The organism is Saccharopolyspora shandongensis (assembly GCF_900106995.1).
Lineage (GTDB): Bacteria > Actinomycetota > Actinomycetes > Mycobacteriales > Pseudonocardiaceae > Saccharopolyspora > Saccharopolyspora shandongensis.
The window spans coordinates 215,866-234,628 of sequence record NZ_FNOK01000006.1 but is presented as its reverse complement, the minus strand read 5'-3'; the positions used below and the strand labels follow the sequence as shown (position 1 = coordinate 234,628).

General features: G+C 72.6%; 12 protein-coding genes. 6 read left to right on the top strand and 6 right to left on the bottom strand.

All coding sequences use genetic code 11. The features are described 5' to 3' along the window. The first annotated feature begins 9 nt into the window (after positions 1 to 9). The gene (locus BLW84_RS09170; RefSeq protein ID WP_093263597.1) at positions 10 to 1,485 is read left to right on the top strand and encodes an APC family permease; all 1,476 of its coding nucleotides are present in this window, start codon (positions 10 to 12) and stop codon (positions 1,483 to 1,485) included. 42 nt (positions 1,486 to 1,527) lie between these two features. On the opposite strand, the gene BLW84_RS09165 is transcribed toward BLW84_RS09170, so the two are convergent. Then, the gene (locus BLW84_RS09165) at positions 1,528 to 3,147 is read right to left on the bottom strand and encodes an ATP-binding cassette domain-containing protein (protein WP_093263595.1); all 1,620 of its coding nucleotides are present in this window, start codon (positions 3,145 to 3,147) and stop codon (positions 1,528 to 1,530) included. Positions 3,148 to 3,494: 347 nt separating this feature from the next. Beyond that, positions 3,495 to 4,754, bottom strand: a complete 1,260-nt coding sequence (locus BLW84_RS09160; protein ID WP_093263592.1) for an amidohydrolase family protein — start codon at positions 4,752 to 4,754, stop codon at positions 3,495 to 3,497. A 242-nt stretch (positions 4,755 to 4,996) separates the two neighbouring features. Between BLW84_RS09160 and BLW84_RS09155 the strand changes: the two genes are divergently transcribed. Further along, complete coding sequence (locus BLW84_RS09155; RefSeq protein WP_093263590.1) at positions 4,997 to 5,914, top strand: alpha/beta hydrolase; 918 nt, start codon at positions 4,997 to 4,999, stop codon at positions 5,912 to 5,914. Between the two features lie 375 nt (positions 5,915 to 6,289). On the opposite strand, the gene BLW84_RS09150 is transcribed toward BLW84_RS09155, so the two are convergent. Beyond that, positions 6,290 to 6,994, bottom strand: coding sequence for a TetR/AcrR family transcriptional regulator (locus tag BLW84_RS09150; protein WP_245761036.1), 705 nt, complete (start codon positions 6,992 to 6,994; stop codon positions 6,290 to 6,292). A gap of 175 nt (positions 6,995 to 7,169) precedes the next feature. Here BLW84_RS09150 and BLW84_RS09145 point away from each other — a divergent pair, with 175 nt between their 5' ends. Both BLW84_RS09145 and BLW84_RS09140 read left to right on the top strand, forming a co-directional pair. Continuing rightward, positions 7,170 to 9,872 carry an MMPL family transporter gene (locus tag BLW84_RS09145; protein ID WP_093263587.1) on the top strand — a complete coding sequence of 901 codons (2,703 nt, stop codon included), beginning with the start codon at positions 7,170 to 7,172 and terminating at the stop codon, positions 9,870 to 9,872. A gap of 18 nt (positions 9,873 to 9,890) precedes the next feature. Then, positions 9,891 to 11,846, top strand: a complete 1,956-nt coding sequence (locus BLW84_RS09140) for a YhgE/Pip domain-containing protein (RefSeq protein ID WP_093263584.1) — start codon at positions 9,891 to 9,893, stop codon at positions 11,844 to 11,846. A gap of 88 nt (positions 11,847 to 11,934) precedes the next feature. On the opposite strand, the gene BLW84_RS09135 is transcribed toward BLW84_RS09140, so the two are convergent. Together BLW84_RS09135 and BLW84_RS09130 are read right to left on the bottom strand one after the other, a co-directional pair. Beyond that, on the bottom strand, positions 11,935 to 12,381 hold the full coding sequence (locus tag BLW84_RS09135; protein WP_093263582.1) for a universal stress protein: 447 nt from the start codon (positions 12,379 to 12,381) through the stop codon (positions 11,935 to 11,937). A 60-nt stretch (positions 12,382 to 12,441) separates the two neighbouring features. Beyond that, positions 12,442 to 13,902 carry a bifunctional phosphatase PAP2/diacylglycerol kinase family protein gene (locus tag BLW84_RS09130; protein ID WP_093263579.1) on the bottom strand — a complete coding sequence of 487 codons (1,461 nt, stop codon included), beginning with the start codon at positions 13,900 to 13,902 and terminating at the stop codon, positions 12,442 to 12,444. A 66-nt stretch (positions 13,903 to 13,968) separates the two neighbouring features. Between BLW84_RS09130 and BLW84_RS09125 the strand changes: the two genes are divergently transcribed. Continuing rightward, the gene (locus BLW84_RS09125) at positions 13,969 to 17,079 is read left to right on the top strand and encodes an AfsR/SARP family transcriptional regulator (protein ID WP_245761035.1); all 3,111 of its coding nucleotides are present in this window, start codon (positions 13,969 to 13,971) and stop codon (positions 17,077 to 17,079) included. On the opposite strand, the gene BLW84_RS09120 is transcribed toward BLW84_RS09125, so the two are convergent. Then, a complete protein-coding gene (locus tag BLW84_RS09120; RefSeq protein ID WP_093263574.1) occupies positions 17,021 to 18,181 on the bottom strand; it encodes an FAD-dependent monooxygenase in 1,161 nt (386 codons plus the stop codon). The genes BLW84_RS09125 and BLW84_RS09120 overlap by 59 nt on opposite strands. A 112-nt stretch (positions 18,182 to 18,293) precedes the next feature. Between BLW84_RS09120 and BLW84_RS09115 the strand changes: the two genes are divergently transcribed. Beyond that, complete coding sequence (locus BLW84_RS09115; protein ID WP_218157251.1) at positions 18,294 to 18,731, top strand: MaoC/PaaZ C-terminal domain-containing protein; 438 nt, start codon at positions 18,294 to 18,296, stop codon at positions 18,729 to 18,731. The last annotated feature ends 32 nt before the right edge of the window (positions 18,732 to 18,763 follow it).

The window sequence follows — 18,763 nt, the reverse complement described above, 5'->3', positions numbered from 1 at the left end:
GGGGCCGCGATGTCCACTTCGGACAGCAAAGCCGGCAGCGACGACGCGCGGCTGAGCGAGCTCGGTTACACCACGGAATTCCGCCGGGACATGAGCCTGTGGGCGAACTTCGCCCTCGGGTTCACCTACCTGTCGCCGGTGGTCAGCACCTACACGCTGTTCGGGGTCGCGCTGGCCGCCGGCGGGCCGCCGATGATCTGGAGCTTCCTGCTCGCCGGCGCCGGGCAGTTCCTGGTCGCCCTGGTGTTCGGGGAGGTCGTCGCGCAGTACCCGCTGGCCGGCGGGATCTACCCGTGGTCCCGGCGGCTGTGGGGAAAGCGCTGGGCGTGGATGTCCGGCTGGGTCTACCTGATGGCGTTGCTGGTGACGATCACGAGCGTCGCCTACGGCGCCGGGCCCTACATCGCCCTGCTGTTCGGCTTCCATCCGACGGTGATCAACAATGTGCTGTGCACGATCGCGCTGATCGTGGTGGCCACCCTGATCAACTACGGCGGCACGAAGGTGCTGTCGATGGCCGCGATCATCGGGTTCACCGCCGAACTGCTGGGCGCGCTGTTCGTGGGCGTCTGGCTGCTGACGACGCACCGCTTCCACGGCCTGGGGGTGCTGTTCGACAACTTCGGCGCCGGCGGTTCCGGCCCCTACCTGCCGGTATTCCTCGCGGCCGCGATCATCGGCTTCTACCAGTACTACGGTTTCGAGGCGTGCGGCGACACCGCCGAGGAAGTCCCGCACCCGGGCCGCAACGTGCCGAAGGCGATGCGGCGCACCATCTACATCGGCGGCGCCGCGGCGACGTTCGCCTGCCTGACCCTGCTGCTGGCGGTGCCCGACTACGGCAAGGTCATCTCCGGCGAGGACGCCGATCCGCTGATCAACGTGCTCAACAGCGCCTTCGGCACGACGGGCGCGCGGGGGGTGATGGGTGTCGTGCTGATCTCGTTCCTGTCCTGCACGATCAGCCTGCAGGCGGCGGCCGGGCGGCTGACCTACTCCTACGCCCGCGACGAGATGATCATCGGGTACAAGCTGCTGCGCCGCTTCTCCCACGCCCGCCACGTGCCGCCGTACGCGCTCCTGCTGGCCGGCGTGGTGCCGGTGGTCATCGCTGTAGGGTCGCTGATCTCCACCGACGCGCTCACCAAGATCGTCTCGTTCGCGATCCTGGGGATCTACCTGGCGTTCCAGATGGTCGTGTTCGCCGCCCTGCGCGCGCGGCTGAAGGGCTGGCGGCCGACGGGCGAGTTCACCCTCGGCCGGTGGGGGCTCCTGGTCAACGTCGTGGCGCTGGCCTACGGGATCGGCGCGATGGTGAACATCTCGTGGCCGCGAACACCGCAGGCCGCCTGGTACGACAACTACATCGTGCTGCTCTCCGGTGGAATCGTGGTCGCCATCGGCGTGATCTACATGTTCACCACGCACCACTATGGCCGCAGCAACGCCCCGGCCGGGGACGCCGTGCCCGCGGACAAGCGGTGAGGCGCGGCTCCACCCTGGTGCGGGTGGAGCCGCGCGAGGCGGTCAGAGCGGCAGCCGCGGCCAGTTCGCGGTGTCGCGCAGCAGCTGCCTGTCGTGCGTGGCGACAACGATCGCCGCTGTGGTCGTGGCCAGCGCATCCGTGAGCTCTTCGACCAGCGTCATCGACAGGTGGTTCGTCGGCTCGTCGAGCAGCAGCACGTGCGGCCGCGCGGCCAGCGCGATCGCGAGCTGCAGCCGGCGTTGCTGGCCGATCGACAACTCGGCGACCGGTCGGCCGGCCGCGGCGTCGGGCAGCAGCCCGAGCTCCGGCAACGGGATCGCGTCGCCGTCGATCAGCCCGGACACGGCGAGTTCGTCGACGGCCCACTGGTACGCCTCACCGGCGGTCAGCCGTGCCGCAGCCGGCGATTCCTGCGCGAGCCACGAGACCCGCGCCGCGGCGTTGCGCACCACAGCACCCGACGTCGGCTGGAGCTCACCGGACAGCAGCGAAAGCAGACTCGACTTCCCGGCACCGTTGCGGCCGGTGATGACGAGGCGATCGCCGGATCGCAGCAGCAGCGACCGGGGTTGCTCCAACCGCCCGCGCAGGGTCACCTCGTCGGCGTGCAGGAGCGGAACCCCTGGCATGTCGCCGAGTTCCGGCGCCTGGAAGCGCAGCGGCGGCGCGGGCACGTCTACGCGGTGCGCGTCGAGGTCTTCCTGCCGCCGGTGGACCGCCCGCACGAGCGCGGGCGCCCGCGTGGCGCGGGTGTGCTTGCCGGTGCCCTTCTCCGGTCGCCACCCGGTGGACAGGCGGTCCTGCGCAGCCGAGAGGTCGTCGGCGAGCCGCTGGTGTTCGCGTTGCTGTGCGCGGTATTCGTTCTCCCAGCGCTCGCGTTCGGCCCGCTTCCCCTGCTGGTAACCGGCGTACCCGCCGCCGTAGGTCCGCGGGCGTCCGTCCCTGGTCGGGTCGAGGTCGAGCACCGAGGTGACGACGTCGGCGAGCAGCGCGCGGTCGTGGCTGACGAGCACGACGCCGCCCGGGTGTTCCCGCAGCCTCGTAGTCAGGTGTTCGAGGCCGACCGCGTCGAGGTGGTTCGTCGGCTCGTCGAGTAGCAGCAGGTCGTGCCCGGCGCCGAGGAGGCAGGCCAACCGCACCCGGTAGCGCTGGCCGACCGACAGCGCGGCCAGCGGCCGGGCGCGGTCGGCGACGGCGCCGAGTGCGGCCAGCGAAATGTCGACCCGGCGGTCGGCATCCCAGGCGTTCAGCGCCTCCGCGGCGGCCAGCGCTTCGGCGTACTGCTCGTCGGCGCCGGGGCGCTCCTCGACCAGCGCCGCGGTCGCCGCTTCGAACTCCTGCAGGGCTCGCCGCGCGTCGGCGAGCTCGATGTCGATGAGGTCGCCGACGGTGCGCCCGTCGTCGACCGGGATCTCTTGGTCCGCGACGCCGAAGGTGCCGACCCGGTGCACGGTGCCGCTGTCGGGAACGAGGTTCCCCGCGAGCACCTGCAGCAAGGTGGTCTTGCCTGCGCCGTTGCCGCCCACCACGCCGAGCCGGTCACCCGGCGAAACCGCCAGGTCGACGCCGGTGAGCACGGCGCGACCGCCGCGGGCGAGGTGGATTTCGGCTGCGCCGAGGTGGGTTCGGGCGCGGGCCGGTAGGACGATGCGAGTGGACACGGTTCCTCCGAGACGGATCCCGCGCGCCCCGGGCACGGTCCAGCGCCGGGCGATGGGGGATCCGGAAAAGTAGTGCGTTCAACGACCGATGCGCTCAGCGCGGACCGGCCGAAGGCCGTCCGCCGCCTAGGTCGGCGCTCTCAGAGGAAGTAGTGGAATCGCACGAGACGACTCTAGCAGGACCACGTCGCGGTTCGCCCGTGATTTCCGGCTCGCGGGTCATGTCGAAGGACCGGCGGCCGCCCTGCGTGCACGTGCCGGAACCGTCCACAAGAGACGAAATGCTGCCGGAACGCCGTGGCGGGCCGGGGAATCGACCACGGCCCGCCACGGTGGAAGCGGCGGGACTAGACGACCAGCCCCGAGCGGACGACGTGCACCGGCGCCATCAGGACGGACAGGTCGCGCTGCGGGTCGCCCGAGACGACGACTGCGTTGCCCTGGAAGCCTGCGGTGAGCCGCCCCGCTTCGCGTTCCACGCCGAGCAGCCTCGCGGCGGAGGTCGTCGCGGTGCGGATGGCGTCGAGCGCGGGCAGGCCGGCCTCGTGCATCAGCTGCACCTCGCGGCCGATCGGATCGACGGTGCCGCCGGAGGAGTCGGTTCCGGCGGCGAGCGGCACGCCCATCTCGTGGGCGGCGCGGACGGCGTCCTTGAGGATGGGCAGGTAGGTGCGCCCGCGTTCGGCCAGGACCGGGTTGGTGGACTCGGCGAGGCCGGCCATCGCGGTGAGCGTCGGGGTGAAGTAGGTGTCCCGGCGGCGCATTTCGTGCAGGGTCCGCTCGCCGACGAAGACGCCGTGCTCCAGCGAGCGGATGCCCGCGGTCACCGCGTCGTGGCAGCCCTTCTCGCTGTAGCTGTGGCACAGGACGCCCTTGCCGCGCTTCCGGGCCGCGGCCACCACCTCGGCGAGCTGCTCGTAGGAGTAGACCTGGGTCTGCGGATCCTGCTCGGGCAGCCCGGCCCGCTCGTTGACCCGCGTCTTGATCACGTCGGCGCCCCGGGCGAGGTTCACCTCGACGACGCGGCGCAGCGCCTCCGGCGAGCGGACGCCCTCCTTGAGCCGCGCCAGCGACGTGAGGTCGGGGTCGGCGAGGACGGTGTCGCCGAGGTCCGGGGTAACGAAGACGCCCGCGGCCTTCAGGTGCGGGGCCTGCTGCGGTGCCTGCCACGCCAGCTCGCGCACGGCGATGTCCTGGTAGAAGTTCGTGGAACCACTGCGCGCGCTGGTCGCGCCCTTGCGGACCGCGTCGGCGGCCTCGGCCGCGGTGTTGAGGTGGATGTGCGCGTCGACGAGGCCGGGCAGGACCCACTTGCCGCGCGCGTCCAGGCGCGGGGCGTCGGTGGGTGCCTGGACGCGGTCGCGGGAACCGGCCGCGCGGACGATGCCGTCACGGATCACGACGACGCTGTCCTCGATGACCTCACCGGTCGCCGGATCGAGCAGCGTGCCGCCCTCGATGACCAGGTCACCGCCGTTCGAGCCGGGTCGCGGAGCGGCCTCGGCCGAGGTGGTCAGGGCGGCGGTTCCGGCCAGCACGGCGGCTGCGGCGAGCACCCCGCGACGGGTGACGCTGCTGGGCGGCGGCGGGGTTGGGTCGAGGCACATCACGAGCTCCTAGAAGTCCAAGCTTGGAATGTTCTATATACCAAATCATCCCGCAGGTTCGGAACATACAAGAAAAGGGCCATGCGCACTTGATCGGATTAGCATTTGGTATACCTATGGCTCCTGCTGCAATGCGCCGCGATGGTGGCGAGCGCGAGCGCGGTGCCCACGGGCAGGCGCTGAGTGGCCCGGGTGGCCGCGCCGGCCGGACAATGCGGTGACGTCGGCGAGGGGGTGACGACGTGCGCCTGGATCCCGAGCTCGCGGCAGCCCTGCCCGCGCTGCCCGACCTGCACATCCAGGACCTCGCCGGGGCTCGCGCCCGGATGCGGCAGCTCGCCGCGGGCGCGGCGGCCGGCGGGGTCGACATGACCGACCACGCGGTGCCCGGTCCGGACGGCTCCGTGCGGGTCGGGGTCTGCCGGCCGCCCGATGTCACCGGCCCGCTTCCCGCCTTGTTGTTGTTGCACGGCGGGGGATTCGTGATGGGCGGTCTGGAGACGGTCGCCGCACAAGCCGCGGACCTCTGCGCTCAGGTGCCCGCGGTCGTCGTGGCCGTCGACTACCGACTGGCTCCGGAGCACCCGTACCCGGCCGCCCTGCGGGACTGCGAGGCGGCGCTGCGCTGGATCGCATCCGAAAGCCGGGAGTTGGGCGTCGATGCGGGGCGGATCGGGGTGTACGGGATGAGCGCCGGGGGCGGTCTCGCCGCCGCACTCACGCTGCTCGTCCGCGACCGCGGCGGGCCGCCGCTGTGCTTCCAGCTGCTCGACGCGCCCGAGGTCGACGACCGGCTGGAGACCGCCTCGATGCGGGCGTTCGACGACACTCCACTGTGGAACCGGGCCGACGCGGTGCTGAGCTGGCGGTACTACCTGGCGGACTGCGGCGGGGTCGTTCCGCCTTACGCCGCACCGGCTCGCGCCGGTGATCTCTCCGGCCTCCCGCCTGCGTACGTGTCGGTCTACGAGAACGATCCGCTGCGCGATGAGGGCTTGGCCTACGCCTCCGGCCTGCTGTGCGGCGGCTCATCGGTCGAGCTGCACCTGTTTCCCGGCACGTTCCACCGGTCGGCCGTGATCACGAGCGCGGCCGTATCCCGTCGTCAGATCGCCGAAACCCTCGCCGCGCTCCGCCGTGGATTGATCCGGTTCGAGTAGAACTGTAACGAGACAGACGGCCACGAGTACGAACGCCAGGCCGCGGAGCACGCGGGCCTCGTCGAGGCCCTGGCCGACCGCGATCCCGGCCGGGCGGCCGCCCTGGCGCTGGCCCACATCCGGACCAGCCGGACCCACGCCCTGGCGCAGTACGACGCCGCGCACGCCCAGGAGGGCTCGGCCTGGCTCGAGGCGCTTCACCTGCCGGTCGATTCGTCGTCCGACGCCGATCTCGTGCGGCACGGTGGGCGCGAGTTCCTCTGCGTCATCGTCCACGAGGCGAAATGACGCGCTCCTCGGCGAAGTTCAAGCATTTCGCAGAGTTCGGCTCACGGCGCCGTCTCTCCACTTGCGACGGTCGCGTTCGGTGGCGGGTCACGGCTTCGCGGGTTCGCGGACCTCGGCGAGGGCGTGCACCAGGCGTGGCAGGGTGAGCATGATGTAGTCGCGGACCGTTCGCACCGGGTCGTCGTCGCCGGAGAGGATCGCGTCCTGCATCGCCGACTCGAACTGGGCGAGCAGCAGTCGCGTCAGGTGCATCGAGTCGATCGCGAAGCGCAGTCCCACCGATTCCAGCGCGGCGTCGATCATGTCGGACAGCTGCTGCTGGAAGGCGCGCGTGGACTCCAGGAAGCGCGGCGCGATCTGCGGTTCGCGCATCGCGAGCAGCCGGAACTCGCTGTTGAGCAGGCACCACTGCCGCTCCTCCGGCAGGAATGCCAGCAGGTCCGCGAGCGCTTCCTCGATCAGCTCCGGGCCGGGCTTGCCCTCGGTGCGGCCGAGCGGGGCGACCGCGACGTCGAACCGCTCCCGCAGCGCCTCCAGCCGCAGCCGGTTCTCCCGCTCGGCCAGCGCCACGAACAGCTCTTCCTTGCTGGCGAAGTTGGAGTGGAAGGCGCCGCGCGTGAACCCGGCCGCGTCCGCGATGGCCTCGATGGAGATGCCGTTGATGCCGTGCTCGCAGAACTGCTCGTACGCGGCGTCCATCAGCCGTTCCCGGGTCTTGGCCCGCCGGGCCGTCTCCCGATTGCCGGGCCCGGTTGCGCCGCCCGCCGTCGCGGCCGACCTGGTCTTGCTCACGCGAACTTTCCCTCCCCGCAAATGGTTCCGTGATCTTTCGCACTCGCCCGGAACCTACCCCATCGTAGTCGATACGGTCCGGTATCGGATACCGTGACGTATCCGATACGGCGCGGTATCGGTTCTCGTCCGGTGACATCGACATCGTCCGGCCAGGCCGGCGACAGGAGTCTGCGTGTCCTCCTTTCTCTACTCCGTCGGCCGCAGAGCGTTCGCGGCCCGCAAGGCAGTGCTGGCGCTGTGGCTGCTGGTCCTAGCCGTCGCAGGTGGTGCGGCGGGCCTGTTGAACAAGGGCCTGGACAACTCCATCAGCATTCCCGGCACCGAGTCGCAGGAGGCGCTCGACCGGCTGTCCGTGACGTTCCCGCAGACCAGCGGCGCCTCCGCGCAGATCGTGGTGGTGGCGCCGGGCGGCATGCGGGATCCGGCCGTGCAGCGCGAGGTCGAGCGGGCGGTCGACGAGCTGGATGCCGTGCCGCAGCGGTCCCAGGTCGTCTCGCCCTACCAGACGGAGTTCGGCGGGGCGATCAGCGACAACGGCCAGGCCGGGCTGATCATGGTCCAGCTCGACGGCGAGATCTTCGCGATCGGCGAGCCCGCCAAGGACCGCATCGTCCAGATCACCCACGAGCTGCAGGAACGCCTGCCCGCGGGATCGCAGGCCTCCTACGGCGGCCAGCTGTTCTCGCAGAAGCTCCCCGGCGTGACCGTCACCGAGGCGCTCGGCCTGGTGATCGCGATCGTGGTCCTGATGGTCACCCTGGGTTCGTTCCTCGCGGCCGGGATGCCGCTGATCAACGCGCTGGTGGGCGTCGGCATCTCCATGACGCTGATCTTCATCGCGACCGCGTTCGGGCCGATCACCGCGACGACGCCGCTGCTCTCGCTGATGCTGGGCCTCGCGGTCGGCATCGACTACGCCTTGTTCATCGTGTCGCGCCACCAGCAGGAACTCGCCGGGGGAGCGTCGGCGCAGGAGGCCGCCGCGCGCGCCAACGCGACCGCCGGCTCGGCGGTGATCTTCGCCGGGCTGACGGTGATGATCGCGCTGGTCGGGCTCGGCGTCGCGGGCATCCCGTTCCTGACCACGATGGGCGTCGCGGCGGCCATCGGCGTCGGCGTCGCGGTGCTCGTCTCGGTCACCCTGATGCCCGCGCTGCTGGGCTTCGCCGGCGACCGGCTTCGCCCGCGCCCGCGCAAGCGGCGCACCAAGCCCGCCTTCGGAGAGCGGTTCTTCGGCGGCTGGGTGCGCGCGGTGACCCGCTTCCCGGTCGTCACCGTGCTCGCCGTGATCGCGGTGCTCGGCCTCGCCGCGGTGCCCGCCGCCGGGCTGCGGCTCGCGCTGCCCGACGCCGGGGCGCTGCCGAAGGACGAGCCCGCCCGCGTGACCTACGACCTGATCGACGAGCACTTCCCGAAGGGCTTCAACGGCCCGCTGATCGTGACCGCCAACATCGTCACCAGCACCGACCCGCTCGGGCTGATGGCCGACCTCAAGGCGGAGATCGAGCGGCTGCCCGGCGTGGCCGACGTGCCGCTGGCCACCCCGAACCCCACCGCCGACACCGGGATCGTGCAGGTGGTCCCGGAAGGCGAGCCGGACTCGCCGGAGACGAAGCAGCTGGTGGACGACATCCGGTCGCTGCGCGGGCACTTCAAGGACGCCTACGGCATCGACATCGCCGTCACCGGCTTCACCGCGGTGGGCATCGACGTGTCGGCCAAGCTGGGCTCGGCGCTGCTGCCGTTCGGCGTGGTCGTCGTCGGGCTCTCGCTGGTGCTGCTGACGATGGTGTTCCGATCCATCGCGGTGCCGATCAAGGCGACGCTGGGCTACCTGCTGAGCATCGGCGCCTCCCTGGGCGTGGTGAAGCTGGTGTTCCAGGACGGCTGGCTGGCCGGCGCGTTCAACGTCGAGAACACCGGCCCGGTGATCAGCTTCATGCCGATCGTGCTGATGGGTGTCCTGTTCGGACTGGCCATGGACTACGAGGTGTTCCTGGTCGCCCGGATGCGCGAGGAGTTCGTGCACACCGGTGACGCGCGCGGCGCGATCAACTCCGGTTTCGTCTCCTCGGCGCGGGTCGTGACGGCCGCGGCGATGATCATGTTCGCGGTGTTCATCGCGTTCGTCCCGGAGGGCGATGCGAACATCAAGCCCATCGCGCTCGGGCTCGCGGTCGGCGTGTTCGTCGACGCCTTCATCGTGCGCATGACGCTGGTGCCCGCCGTGCTCGCGCTGATGGGCGACAAGGCGTGGTGGATGCCGCGGCGGCTGAACCGCGTGCTGCCGTCCTTCGACGTGGAAGGCGAGAACCTCCGCGCGGAGCTGGCGCTGGCGGACTGGCCGCGGCCGGGCGCCGACGACGCGATCGCCTGCGACGGGCTGCGGCTGGCCGACCCGTCCTCGGGCCGCCAGATCTACGCGGGCGTCGGATTCTTCCTGCCACGTCGAGGAGTGCACGTCGTCCGCGGCGGTGCGGAGCCTGCGGTGACGGCGCTGCTGCTCACCCTGTCCGGACGGCTGAAGCCGGACGCGGGCAAGTTGAAGGTGCTCGGCCGCGTCCTGCCCGCGCGGGCCTCGGCGGTGCGCTCGCAGGTCGCCTACGTCGACGCGGGCGAGGGCGGCTCGGAAGCGGTTCGGCTGGCGCTCCGCGAAGAACCTGTCGTGCTCGTCCTCGACCGCACCGACCGGGTTTCCGACCCCGGCGAGCGGCGGGCGATCCGGGGCCTGCTCGCCGGAACCGGCATCACCGTGGTCGCGGGCACCACCGGCCTGGCCGAGGTGGGCGACGTCCTGCCGGAGTCGCCGTGGGCCACCGCCACCGATCTCCGCGCGGCCGGGCAACCCCGCACCCTCTCCGGCGCGATCCGCTAGAAAGCAGAGGTAATCGCAGTGCGTTCGTGGAACAAGGCCCGGTCCCGCTTCCGGCTCCCGGTGCTGGCCGTGGTCGGCCTGCTGCTGGTGCCGCTGGCCGTCGCGGGGCTGCTGACGTGGTCGCTGGGCCAGCCCGAGGACCGGCTGAGCGGCGTCAAGGCCGCCATCGTCAACGAGGACGAGCCGGTGGAGATCAACGGGCAGCTCACCCCGCTGGGGCGGCAGTTGTCGGCGAAGCTCGTCGGCGACGAGATCGAGAGCAACTACACCTGGGAGTTCGCCACCGAGCAGACCGCGGCCGACGGCCTGCGGGATGGCACCTACGCGGCCGTGGTGACCATCCCGAAGAACTTCTCCGCGGCCGCCACCTCTTTCTCCGGCGACCCGGCGAACGCCACGCGGGCGACGATCGACGTCACCACCGGCGACCGCGGCCGCCTCGTGGACGAGACGATCAGCCGCGCGGTGACCACCACCGCGGCGAACCTGCTCGGGCAGCAGCTGACCACGACCTACCTGGACAACGTCTACGTCGGGTTCAACACGCTGGGCGACAAGCTCGGCGAGGCCGCGGACGGCGCGACGTCGCTGGCCGACGGCGCCAAGCAGCTCGCCGGCGGGACCGACCAGCTCGCCGGCGGCGCCGACCAGCTGGCGCGCGGTTCGAAATCGCTCGCCGACGGCCTCGGCAAGCTCGACGACGGTGCGGCGCAACTGACCCAGGGCACCGGCGGCCTGTCCGACGGCCTCGCCGCGATGCGCGACCAGACCGCGAACCTCCCGCAGCAGGCCGCGACCCTGGCGGACGTCTCGGCGAAGGAGGCGCAGGGCGTGCAGCAGCTCAATACCGGCTTGGACGGCCTCGCGCAGAGTCTGGAGGAGTCGGCGAAGGAATGCGGTGTCGCCGTGCTGCCGAGTTGCCAGAAGCTCGCGGGGCAGGCCGCGGCGGCGCGGGCGCTCAGCGACGGGGCCGGGCAGCTGCAGCAGGCCAGCCAGGGCGTGGCCGGCGGCCTCGACGCGCTCGCCGGGCGCACGCCGGGATCCGGCGGCGGACTTCCCGCGCTGTCCCAGGGCATCGACCAGCTGGCGGGCGGCGCGGCCCAGCTCGACGACGGCGCGACGCAGCTCGCGGACGGCCTTTCGCAGACCCGCGGTGGCGCCGACCAGCTCGCCACCGGTGCCGAGCAGCTCGCCGGCGGGGTGCGGCAGCTCGGCGACGGCGCCCGGCAGCTCGGCGACGGCTCCGGGCAGCTGTCGTCGGGCCTGGGCCAGGCCGTGGACCAGTTGCCCAGCTACCCGGACGGCGACCGGGACAAGCTCGCGCAGGCGGTCGCGAACCCGGTCACGACCGCGAACGGCACGACCCTCGGCTTCGGCTCCTCGGGGCCGTCGCTGTACGCGGTGCTGGCGCTGTGGATCGGCGCGATGGCGACGTTCCTGGTGCTGCGGCCCTTGCCCGAGCGGGTGCTGGGCTCGACCCGGTCGTCCGTGCGGCTCACGGCGCGGCAGTTCGCCCTCCCCGCCGGGATCGCGGCGGTGCAGGGCCTGCTGGTGACCGCGGTGTTCGGGATCGCGCAGGACCTGTCGGCCGGGCAGTGGTTCGGCGCCGCCGCGCTGCTGGTGCTGATCGCGGTGTCCTTCGCCGCGATCAACCACGCGCTCGCGGCGTTCGGCGGAATCGGGCGGTTCGGCGCGATGCTGGTGGCCGTGCTGATGCTGGCCGCTGGATTCGTCGCCGCCGTACCGGAAGCACTGCGCGTGGTCTCGGGGGTGCTGCCGACGGCGACCGCGCAGGACGCGTTGCGCGCGGTCGTGGAAGGGGCCGCCCCGAGCGGCGGGCTGATCGCGGCGCTGGTGGCCTGGGCGCTGTGCGGCCTCGTGGTGACCTTCCTGGCCATCGAGCGCGGGCGCACGGCCCGGGCAACCCGGCTGCGCCCGGCCCACGCGTTGCGGGGCGACTTCGGGACCGCGTGATCCCGGGGCCGGCCGTGAACAGTCCGGTCGGCCCCTTTTCACGCCGATCAGCGCGGATTGCCCCACCGCAGCGGCCGGGTAGCGGGCATCAGGACTTCTTCTCCGCGGGCTGCCGGACGACGACCACGGGGCAGCTCGCGTGGTGCACGACGTGCTGGGTCACCGAGCCGAGCAGCGCCCCGGTGAATCCGCCGTACCCGCGATTGCCGACGACGATCAGATCGGCGGCGGCGTCCTTGGCGGCGTCCAGGAGGGCGCCCGCGGGATGCCCTTGCGCCACCTCCATGTGCACTGCGGCCGCCGCGTCGCCGAGGGCCTCGTTGATCACGCGGTGCAATTCCGTTGCGGTCTGGCGCGCGAAGTTCTGGTCACCTGGCGGTTCCCAGTTGTAGATCATCGGCATGTCCCAGACCATGACCGCGGTGACGCTCCCGCCGACCAGGCCAGCGTGCCAGACGGCCCAGCGCAACGCGGCATCCGCGGACGGCGACCCGTCCACCCCGACGACGACTGCGTACTGGTGTTCGCTGTTCATGACGGCCTCCCCAGCTGTGCCCGCCCCCCAGGATGTGCCGCGCCCGGACGGCGCGCACGGTCAGTCGGCGGCAGGCGCTTCCGCGGGGCGGTAGACGTGCAGGGCCGCGTCGTGCACGGCGAAGTCGAAGCTGCGCCCGGTGGCCATGATCTCGCCGTCGCAGGCGAGCGCCAGCGGCTCGCTGAGCACTTCGAGGTGCAGCGAGGCCCGCTCCTCCTGGACGTAGGTGCGGCTGTTGAACAGCGCCCCGGACAGCGCCGCGAAGGCGAACCGGGTGCGGGACAGCGGCACGTCGGCCCGGACGTAGCGGACGTCCAGCACGCCGTCGTGCAGGCACGGGCGCCACGCCGGCGCGAAGCCCTTCGGCTGGTAGCCGCTGTTGCCGACGAACAGCAGCCAGATCTTGCGGGTCCGGCCGTCGATGCGGACCGTGATCGGCTCGGCCTCGGTCAGGACCCGGATAAGCGCGGCGGCGGCCGCGGGCCACTTTCCCCAGCGGTGCTCCCACTTCTCGCGCAGCCGGACCATGTCGGGATAGCCGCCGAGGCTGGCGGTGTTGATGAACCACCGGACCGGTCGGCCGTCGAAGCGCACCGCGCCGAGACCGACCTGGACCGCGGACCCGTCCGCCACCGCCCGCGCGGTGTCCTGCGGGTCCTCCACCCCGAGATCGCGGGCGAAGTGGTTCAGCGTGCCGGTGGGGACGACGGCGAGCGGGAGCTCGCGGACGGCGGCCACGGATGCCGCGGCGGCGACCGTGCCGTCGCCGCCCGCGACGGCCAGCGCGTGCACCCCGTCGGCCGCGTCGAGTTCGCGGTGGAGCTCCGCGACCAGATCGCCTTCCGGATCCGGATGCAGGAGCTTCGCTGCCGGCCACAGCGCGGTCAGCTCGGCGGACGGGTCGTGGTCGGGCTCGCCGGACGCGGAGTTGACCAGCAGCGCCAAGCCGTCTCCCGCGGTCATCTCGGCGACGTGCTCGCTCGGCCGCGCCAGCGCCGGGGTGGCCGGGCGCACCGGCCACCACCGCCGGGTGGCCAGGCCGACGCCGACGCCGATGGCCGCTCCGACGGCGACGTCGGTCGGCCAGTGCACCCCGGTGTGGACGCGGGAGTAGGCGACCGCCGCGGCGACGGGGGCGATGACCGCGCCGACCGCGGGGGATTCCATGCAGACGGCGGTGGTGAACGCCGCGGCCGAGGCGGCGTGCCCCGACGGGAACGACGAGGAATCCGGTGGCGCCGCGAGGCGCCGGTGCCTCGGCAGGAGATCCGTTGCCGGGCGGCGGCGCGGCAGCAGCGGCTTGGCGACGGCGTTCGTGATGGCGCTCGACGCGGCGATGGCCACGACGCCGCGCAGCGCCGCCCGGCGGGTCGGGCCCTTCTTCGCCGCCAGCACCGCCGCGACCGCGAACCACAGCTTGCCGTGGTCGGCGAGCATGGTGAGCGCCTTCAGCGCGGGATCCGCGGCCGTCCGGGGAAACCCGGCGGACCACTTGACGAACTTCCGATCAGCGTCCTTCATGCCCCTGCCTTCGCGTGTGCTGCCCCGGATTGTCCACGACCGCCCGTTCGAACGCCGCGATTCCGGGTGAGCGAGAATCTTCGCGTGCTGTTCGGCATCCTGGGTTCGGTCGAGATGCGCGGTCCGGACGGGGTGACCCGGGGCGTGGACGCGCCGCGAACGCGCGCCCTGCTGACGTTGCTGCTGCTCGACGCGGGCCGGATCGTCCCGTCGGAACGGCTGGTCGGCGGCCTCTACGGGCAGCGGCCGCCGAACGACGCGGGCAACGCGCTGCAGGCGCAGGTGTCGCGGCTGCGCCGCAAGCTCCGGGAGACCGGCTCGGCGGCGGCGGTCGAGTTCCACCCGGCGGGATACCGGCTGGTGGTCGACCCCGACGAAGTCGACGCGCACCGCTTCGCCCGCCTCACCGACGCCGCCAGGCAGGCCGCCGCGCCCGGCGAGCGGGTGGCGCTGCTGGACGAAGCCCTCGCGCTCTGGCGCGGCCCGGCGCTGGCGGACGTCGCCGAGGAGCCGTTCGCCGCGCAGCAGATCACGCGGCTGGACGAAGCGCGGCTCACCGCGATCGAGGACCGGGCCGAAGCGCGGCTGGAGCTCGGCACCACCGACGTGGCGGAGCTGCGCGCCGAGGCGAACGCGCATCCGCTGCGCGAGCGGCTGCGCGGGCTGCTGATGCGCGCGTTGCACGCGGAGGGCCGCAACGCCGAGGCGTTGGCGGAGTTCGCCGCTGTCCGGCAGGTCCTCGCGGACGAACTCGGCGCCGACCCTTCTTCGGAACTGTCCGAGCTGCACCTCGCGCTGTTGCGCGCCGACGAACCGCCGGCGGCGCGGGTTCCGGTGCCGTTGACCGGTTTCGTCGGCCGCGGTCTGGAACTCGCCCGGATCGGCGAGCTGCTCGCGTCGGCCAGGCTGGTGACCGTGCTCGGGCCGGGCGGTGCGGGCAAGACCCGGATCGCGCTGGAGGCCGCCGCCCGGCATGCCGGCGAGGTCGCGTTCGCCGACCTGAGCCAGCTGCGCGACGGCAGCCAGCTGCCGCGGGCGGTGCTGACCTCCCTCGGCTTGCGCGAGACGCTGCCGGTGGCGCCGGTGCAGCGGCTGCTCGAAGCGCTCGCGGACCGCGATGTGCTGCTGCTCTTGGACAACTGCGAACACCTCGTCGCCGATGTCATCGACCTGGTGCACCGGCTGCTGGCCGGTTGCCCCGGCCTGCGGGTCCTGGCGACGAGCCGGGAGGCGCTGGGCATCACCGGCGAAGCGCTGTGCCCGCTGGGCCCGCTGCCGGTCCCGGAACCGGCCGCCGCGCCGGGCGAGGCGTTGGCGTTCCCCGCGGTGCGCTTGTTCGTCGACCGCGCGACGGCGGTCGACGCCGAGTTCCGGCTTACCGAGGACACCGCCGGCCAGGTGATCCGCGTCTGCGCCGCGCTGGACGGGTTGCCGCTGGCGATCGAGCTCGCCGCCGCCCGGCTGCGCTCGTTGCGCCTCGACGACATCGAGGCACGGCTGTCCGACACCGGATTCTCCTTGCTGTCACGCGGAAATCGCGCCGGCGCCCCGAGGCACCGGAGCCTGCGGGCGGTCGTGCAGTGGAGCTGGGACCTCCTCGACGCGGACGAGCAACGCCTGGCCCGCCGCCTGACGGTGTTCGCCGGTGGCGCGTCCGCGCGGTCCGCGGCGGAGGTCTGCGGGCTCCCACCGGACGCCGCCGACGAGCTGCTGGCCGGTCTGGTCGACAAGTCGCTGGTCACCGGGCGCGGGCGCTACCGCATGCTGGACACGATCCGCGCGTTCGGCGCCGAGCGGCTCGATGAGGCCGGGGAGCGCGCCCGGATCTCCCGCGCCCACGCGGAATACTTCCTCGAGCTGGCCCGCGCCGCCGACCCGCACCTGCGGCGCGGCGAGCAGCTCGAATGGCTGGAGGCGCTGCGCGGCGAGCACGCCAACACGACCGCTGCGCTGCAGTGGGCGGTCCGCGACGATCCCGAGCTGGCCCTGCGGCTGATCGGCGCGCTGTCCGGCTACTGGTACCTGCACGGGGTGCGCAGCGACATCGCCCCGCTGACCGCGGAACTGCTGGAGCTGATCGGCACCGATCCGCCGCAGCTCGCCGAGGAATACGTCCTCTGCGTGCTGCACGCCGTGTCCACCGGCGCCGCACCGCGGCTGGAGCGCCACGTCCGGCGCGCGGAGGAGATCATGAACGGCCTGGACGCACCGGTGCGGCAGCCGTTCGTGCTGTCGGCCTGGGCGGTGTTCGCCGGGCCACCGGGACGGGGTGCGCCGAGCCATCCGGGGGAGGAGCAGATCCGCGCGGCCGCCGACCCGTGGGTGCGGGCGATCATCGGGTTCGGCGACGGCTTCTCCCGCTGGCTGGTGCACGGCGACCTGGCCGCGGCCGAACGCGAGGTCGCCAGGTCGCTCGCGACGTTCCGCGAGCTGGGCGAGCGGTGGGGGATGGCGCAGGCGCTCGACGGGCTGGCGATGCTGGCGGACGCGCGCGGAGCGTCGGCCGAAGCGCTGTCGCTGACCGACGAGGCACTGGAACTCGTCGACCAGCTCGGCGCTCGCGAGGACTCGGCCGATCTCCGCTGCCGGCGGGCCGATCGCCTGCTGGGCACCGGTGACCTCGCGGCGGCGGAAGCCGACTACGGGCGGGCGATGGCGCTGGCCCGCGTAACCGGACTCCCGTCGGTGCTGGCGGCGGCGCGGCTCGGCCTCGGCGAGATCGCCCGGCTGCGCGGCGAGTTCGCCACGGCCCGGGAGTGGTGCGACCAGGCGTTGGAGGCCTGCACGCGGGACTGGACCAACGCCGCCGTCCGCGCGACCGTGCACACCGCGCTGGGCAGGCTCGCCGAGGTCGACGGCGACCTGGCGCGGGCGGCGGAGCACCACCGCACCGCCGTGGCGGCGGCGCTGGCCAACCGGACGATGCCGGTCTTGGCAACGGCGGTGGAGGGACTCGCCGGTCTGGCAGCGCTCGACGGCGATGGCGAGAGCGCCGCGCTGCTGATGGGCATCGCGACGTCCCTCCAAGGCCGCACCCTGGAGCGCGCCCCGGGCGAGGAGTTCGGCGCGGCCTTCGACCGGGGCGCTGCGCTCGGCTACGAGCGGGCGATCGAGCTGCTCACCGAAGAAACCGCGAGTAGTCGGCGAGGCGGATCGCATTCGCGGCCTTCGTGGTGATCTTGTTCATCGGCTTCGCCATGGCCGGCAGCGACAACAGCCGGTACATGAGGTTGCGCTGCCGGATCTTCGCCGGCGTGGCAGGTGCCATGAACGGCCCGGCATTGCCCGAGATCTTCTGGCACCCCCGCGCGTAGTCCTTGATCTGGTGCTCGTAGCGGGCGAATGCGGCGCGGTGGTCGCCGCCCGCCGCGGCCAGCTCGCCCGCCAGCACGTAGGCCGTGACCAGGGCCTGGCCCGCGCCCAGCCCGCCGAGGGTGGCGCCGTAGCCGGCGTCGCCGAGCAGCGCGACGCGGCCCGTGGTGAAGCGGTCGATGTGGATCTGGGCGATCGGGTCGAAGTAGAAGTCGGGCGCCGCCCACATCGCCTCGAGGATCTCCGGTGCCCGCCAGCCCATCCCGTGGCAGGCGTCGGCGACCAGCTTCTTCTGCTGCGCGGTGTCGTGGCGGTCGTAGTTCAGCTCGGCGGAGGCGAACACGGCCAGCCCGGGGCTGATCATCCGTCCCGGCTCGCTGTACATCCGGACCTCGCCCGGCGTCTGCAGCCGTTCGGGGACGCCGAACCCGGCGATGTAGTAGCCCAGGAACCGCCGGAACCGCTCCTCGGGGCCGAAGGCCAGCGCCCGCACGCCGGAGTGCAGGCCGTCGGCGCCCACGACGAGGTCGAAGGTGCGCGGCGGCGCCTTGTCGAACGTCACCCGCACCCCGTCGGCGGTCTCGGTCAGCGAGGTGATCCAGTCGCCGAAGACGTATTCGGTGTCGTCGCGGGTCAGGTCGTGGAGGAGGGCGGCGAGGTCGCCGCGCAGGATCTCGACCTCGCCGCCGGCGAACTCCGCGGGCAGCGTCGCCCGCGGGCGCCCGGCGGCGTCGATCGCCACCATCTTGGTGCGCTCGGTCTGCCTGCGGCGCACCTCGTCGAGGATGCCCATGCGGCGCAGGACGGTCAGGTGCGCGGTGCCGCGGAAGTCGACGGCCTGCCCGCCTTCGCGCAGCGCCGGGGCGCGTTCGACGATGGTCGGCCGGAAACCGTAGCGGCGCAGCCAGTGCGCCAGCGCCGGCCCGGCGATTCCCGCCCCGGAGATGAGGATGTTCTCGTTGTGCATCGCTGCTCCCTGCTCTGTCGTCCGGTTGATGGAGCAGAGCTTCGGGCGCGGCGCTGACCGCACGCTGACCGGAGGCTGACGGCCCGGTGCGCGGTGGCGGATGATGGGCGGCATGGCCGAGGAAACGACCGTCGAGCTGCCGCCCCTGAGCCTGCCGCCCATCAGCCGCGCCGCGCTCGCGCTGTTCGCGGGGGCCTCCGGCGACCACAACCCGATCCACATCGACCTGGACAACGCGCGCAGCGCGGGCTTCGACGACGTCTTCGCCCACGGCATGCTGTCGATGGCCTACCTCGGGAGGCTGCTGACCGGGTGGATGCCTCAGTCGGCGCTGCGGTCGTTCTCGGTGCGCTTCGTCGCGATCACCCCGGTGCACGGCCGGCCGACCTGCACCGGCGAGGTCACCGGGATCGAGGACGTCGACGGCGAGCGCCGCGCGCACCTGGACCTGGCGGTCGTGCTAGCCGACGGGACGGTGACCCTGCGGGGCGACGCGGTGGTGGCGGTGCCGCCGGATTTTCCGGCCCGCGCGGCGGATACCGCGGGGTAACCTGACTGCTCGCACGTCAGAGGACGAAGGGA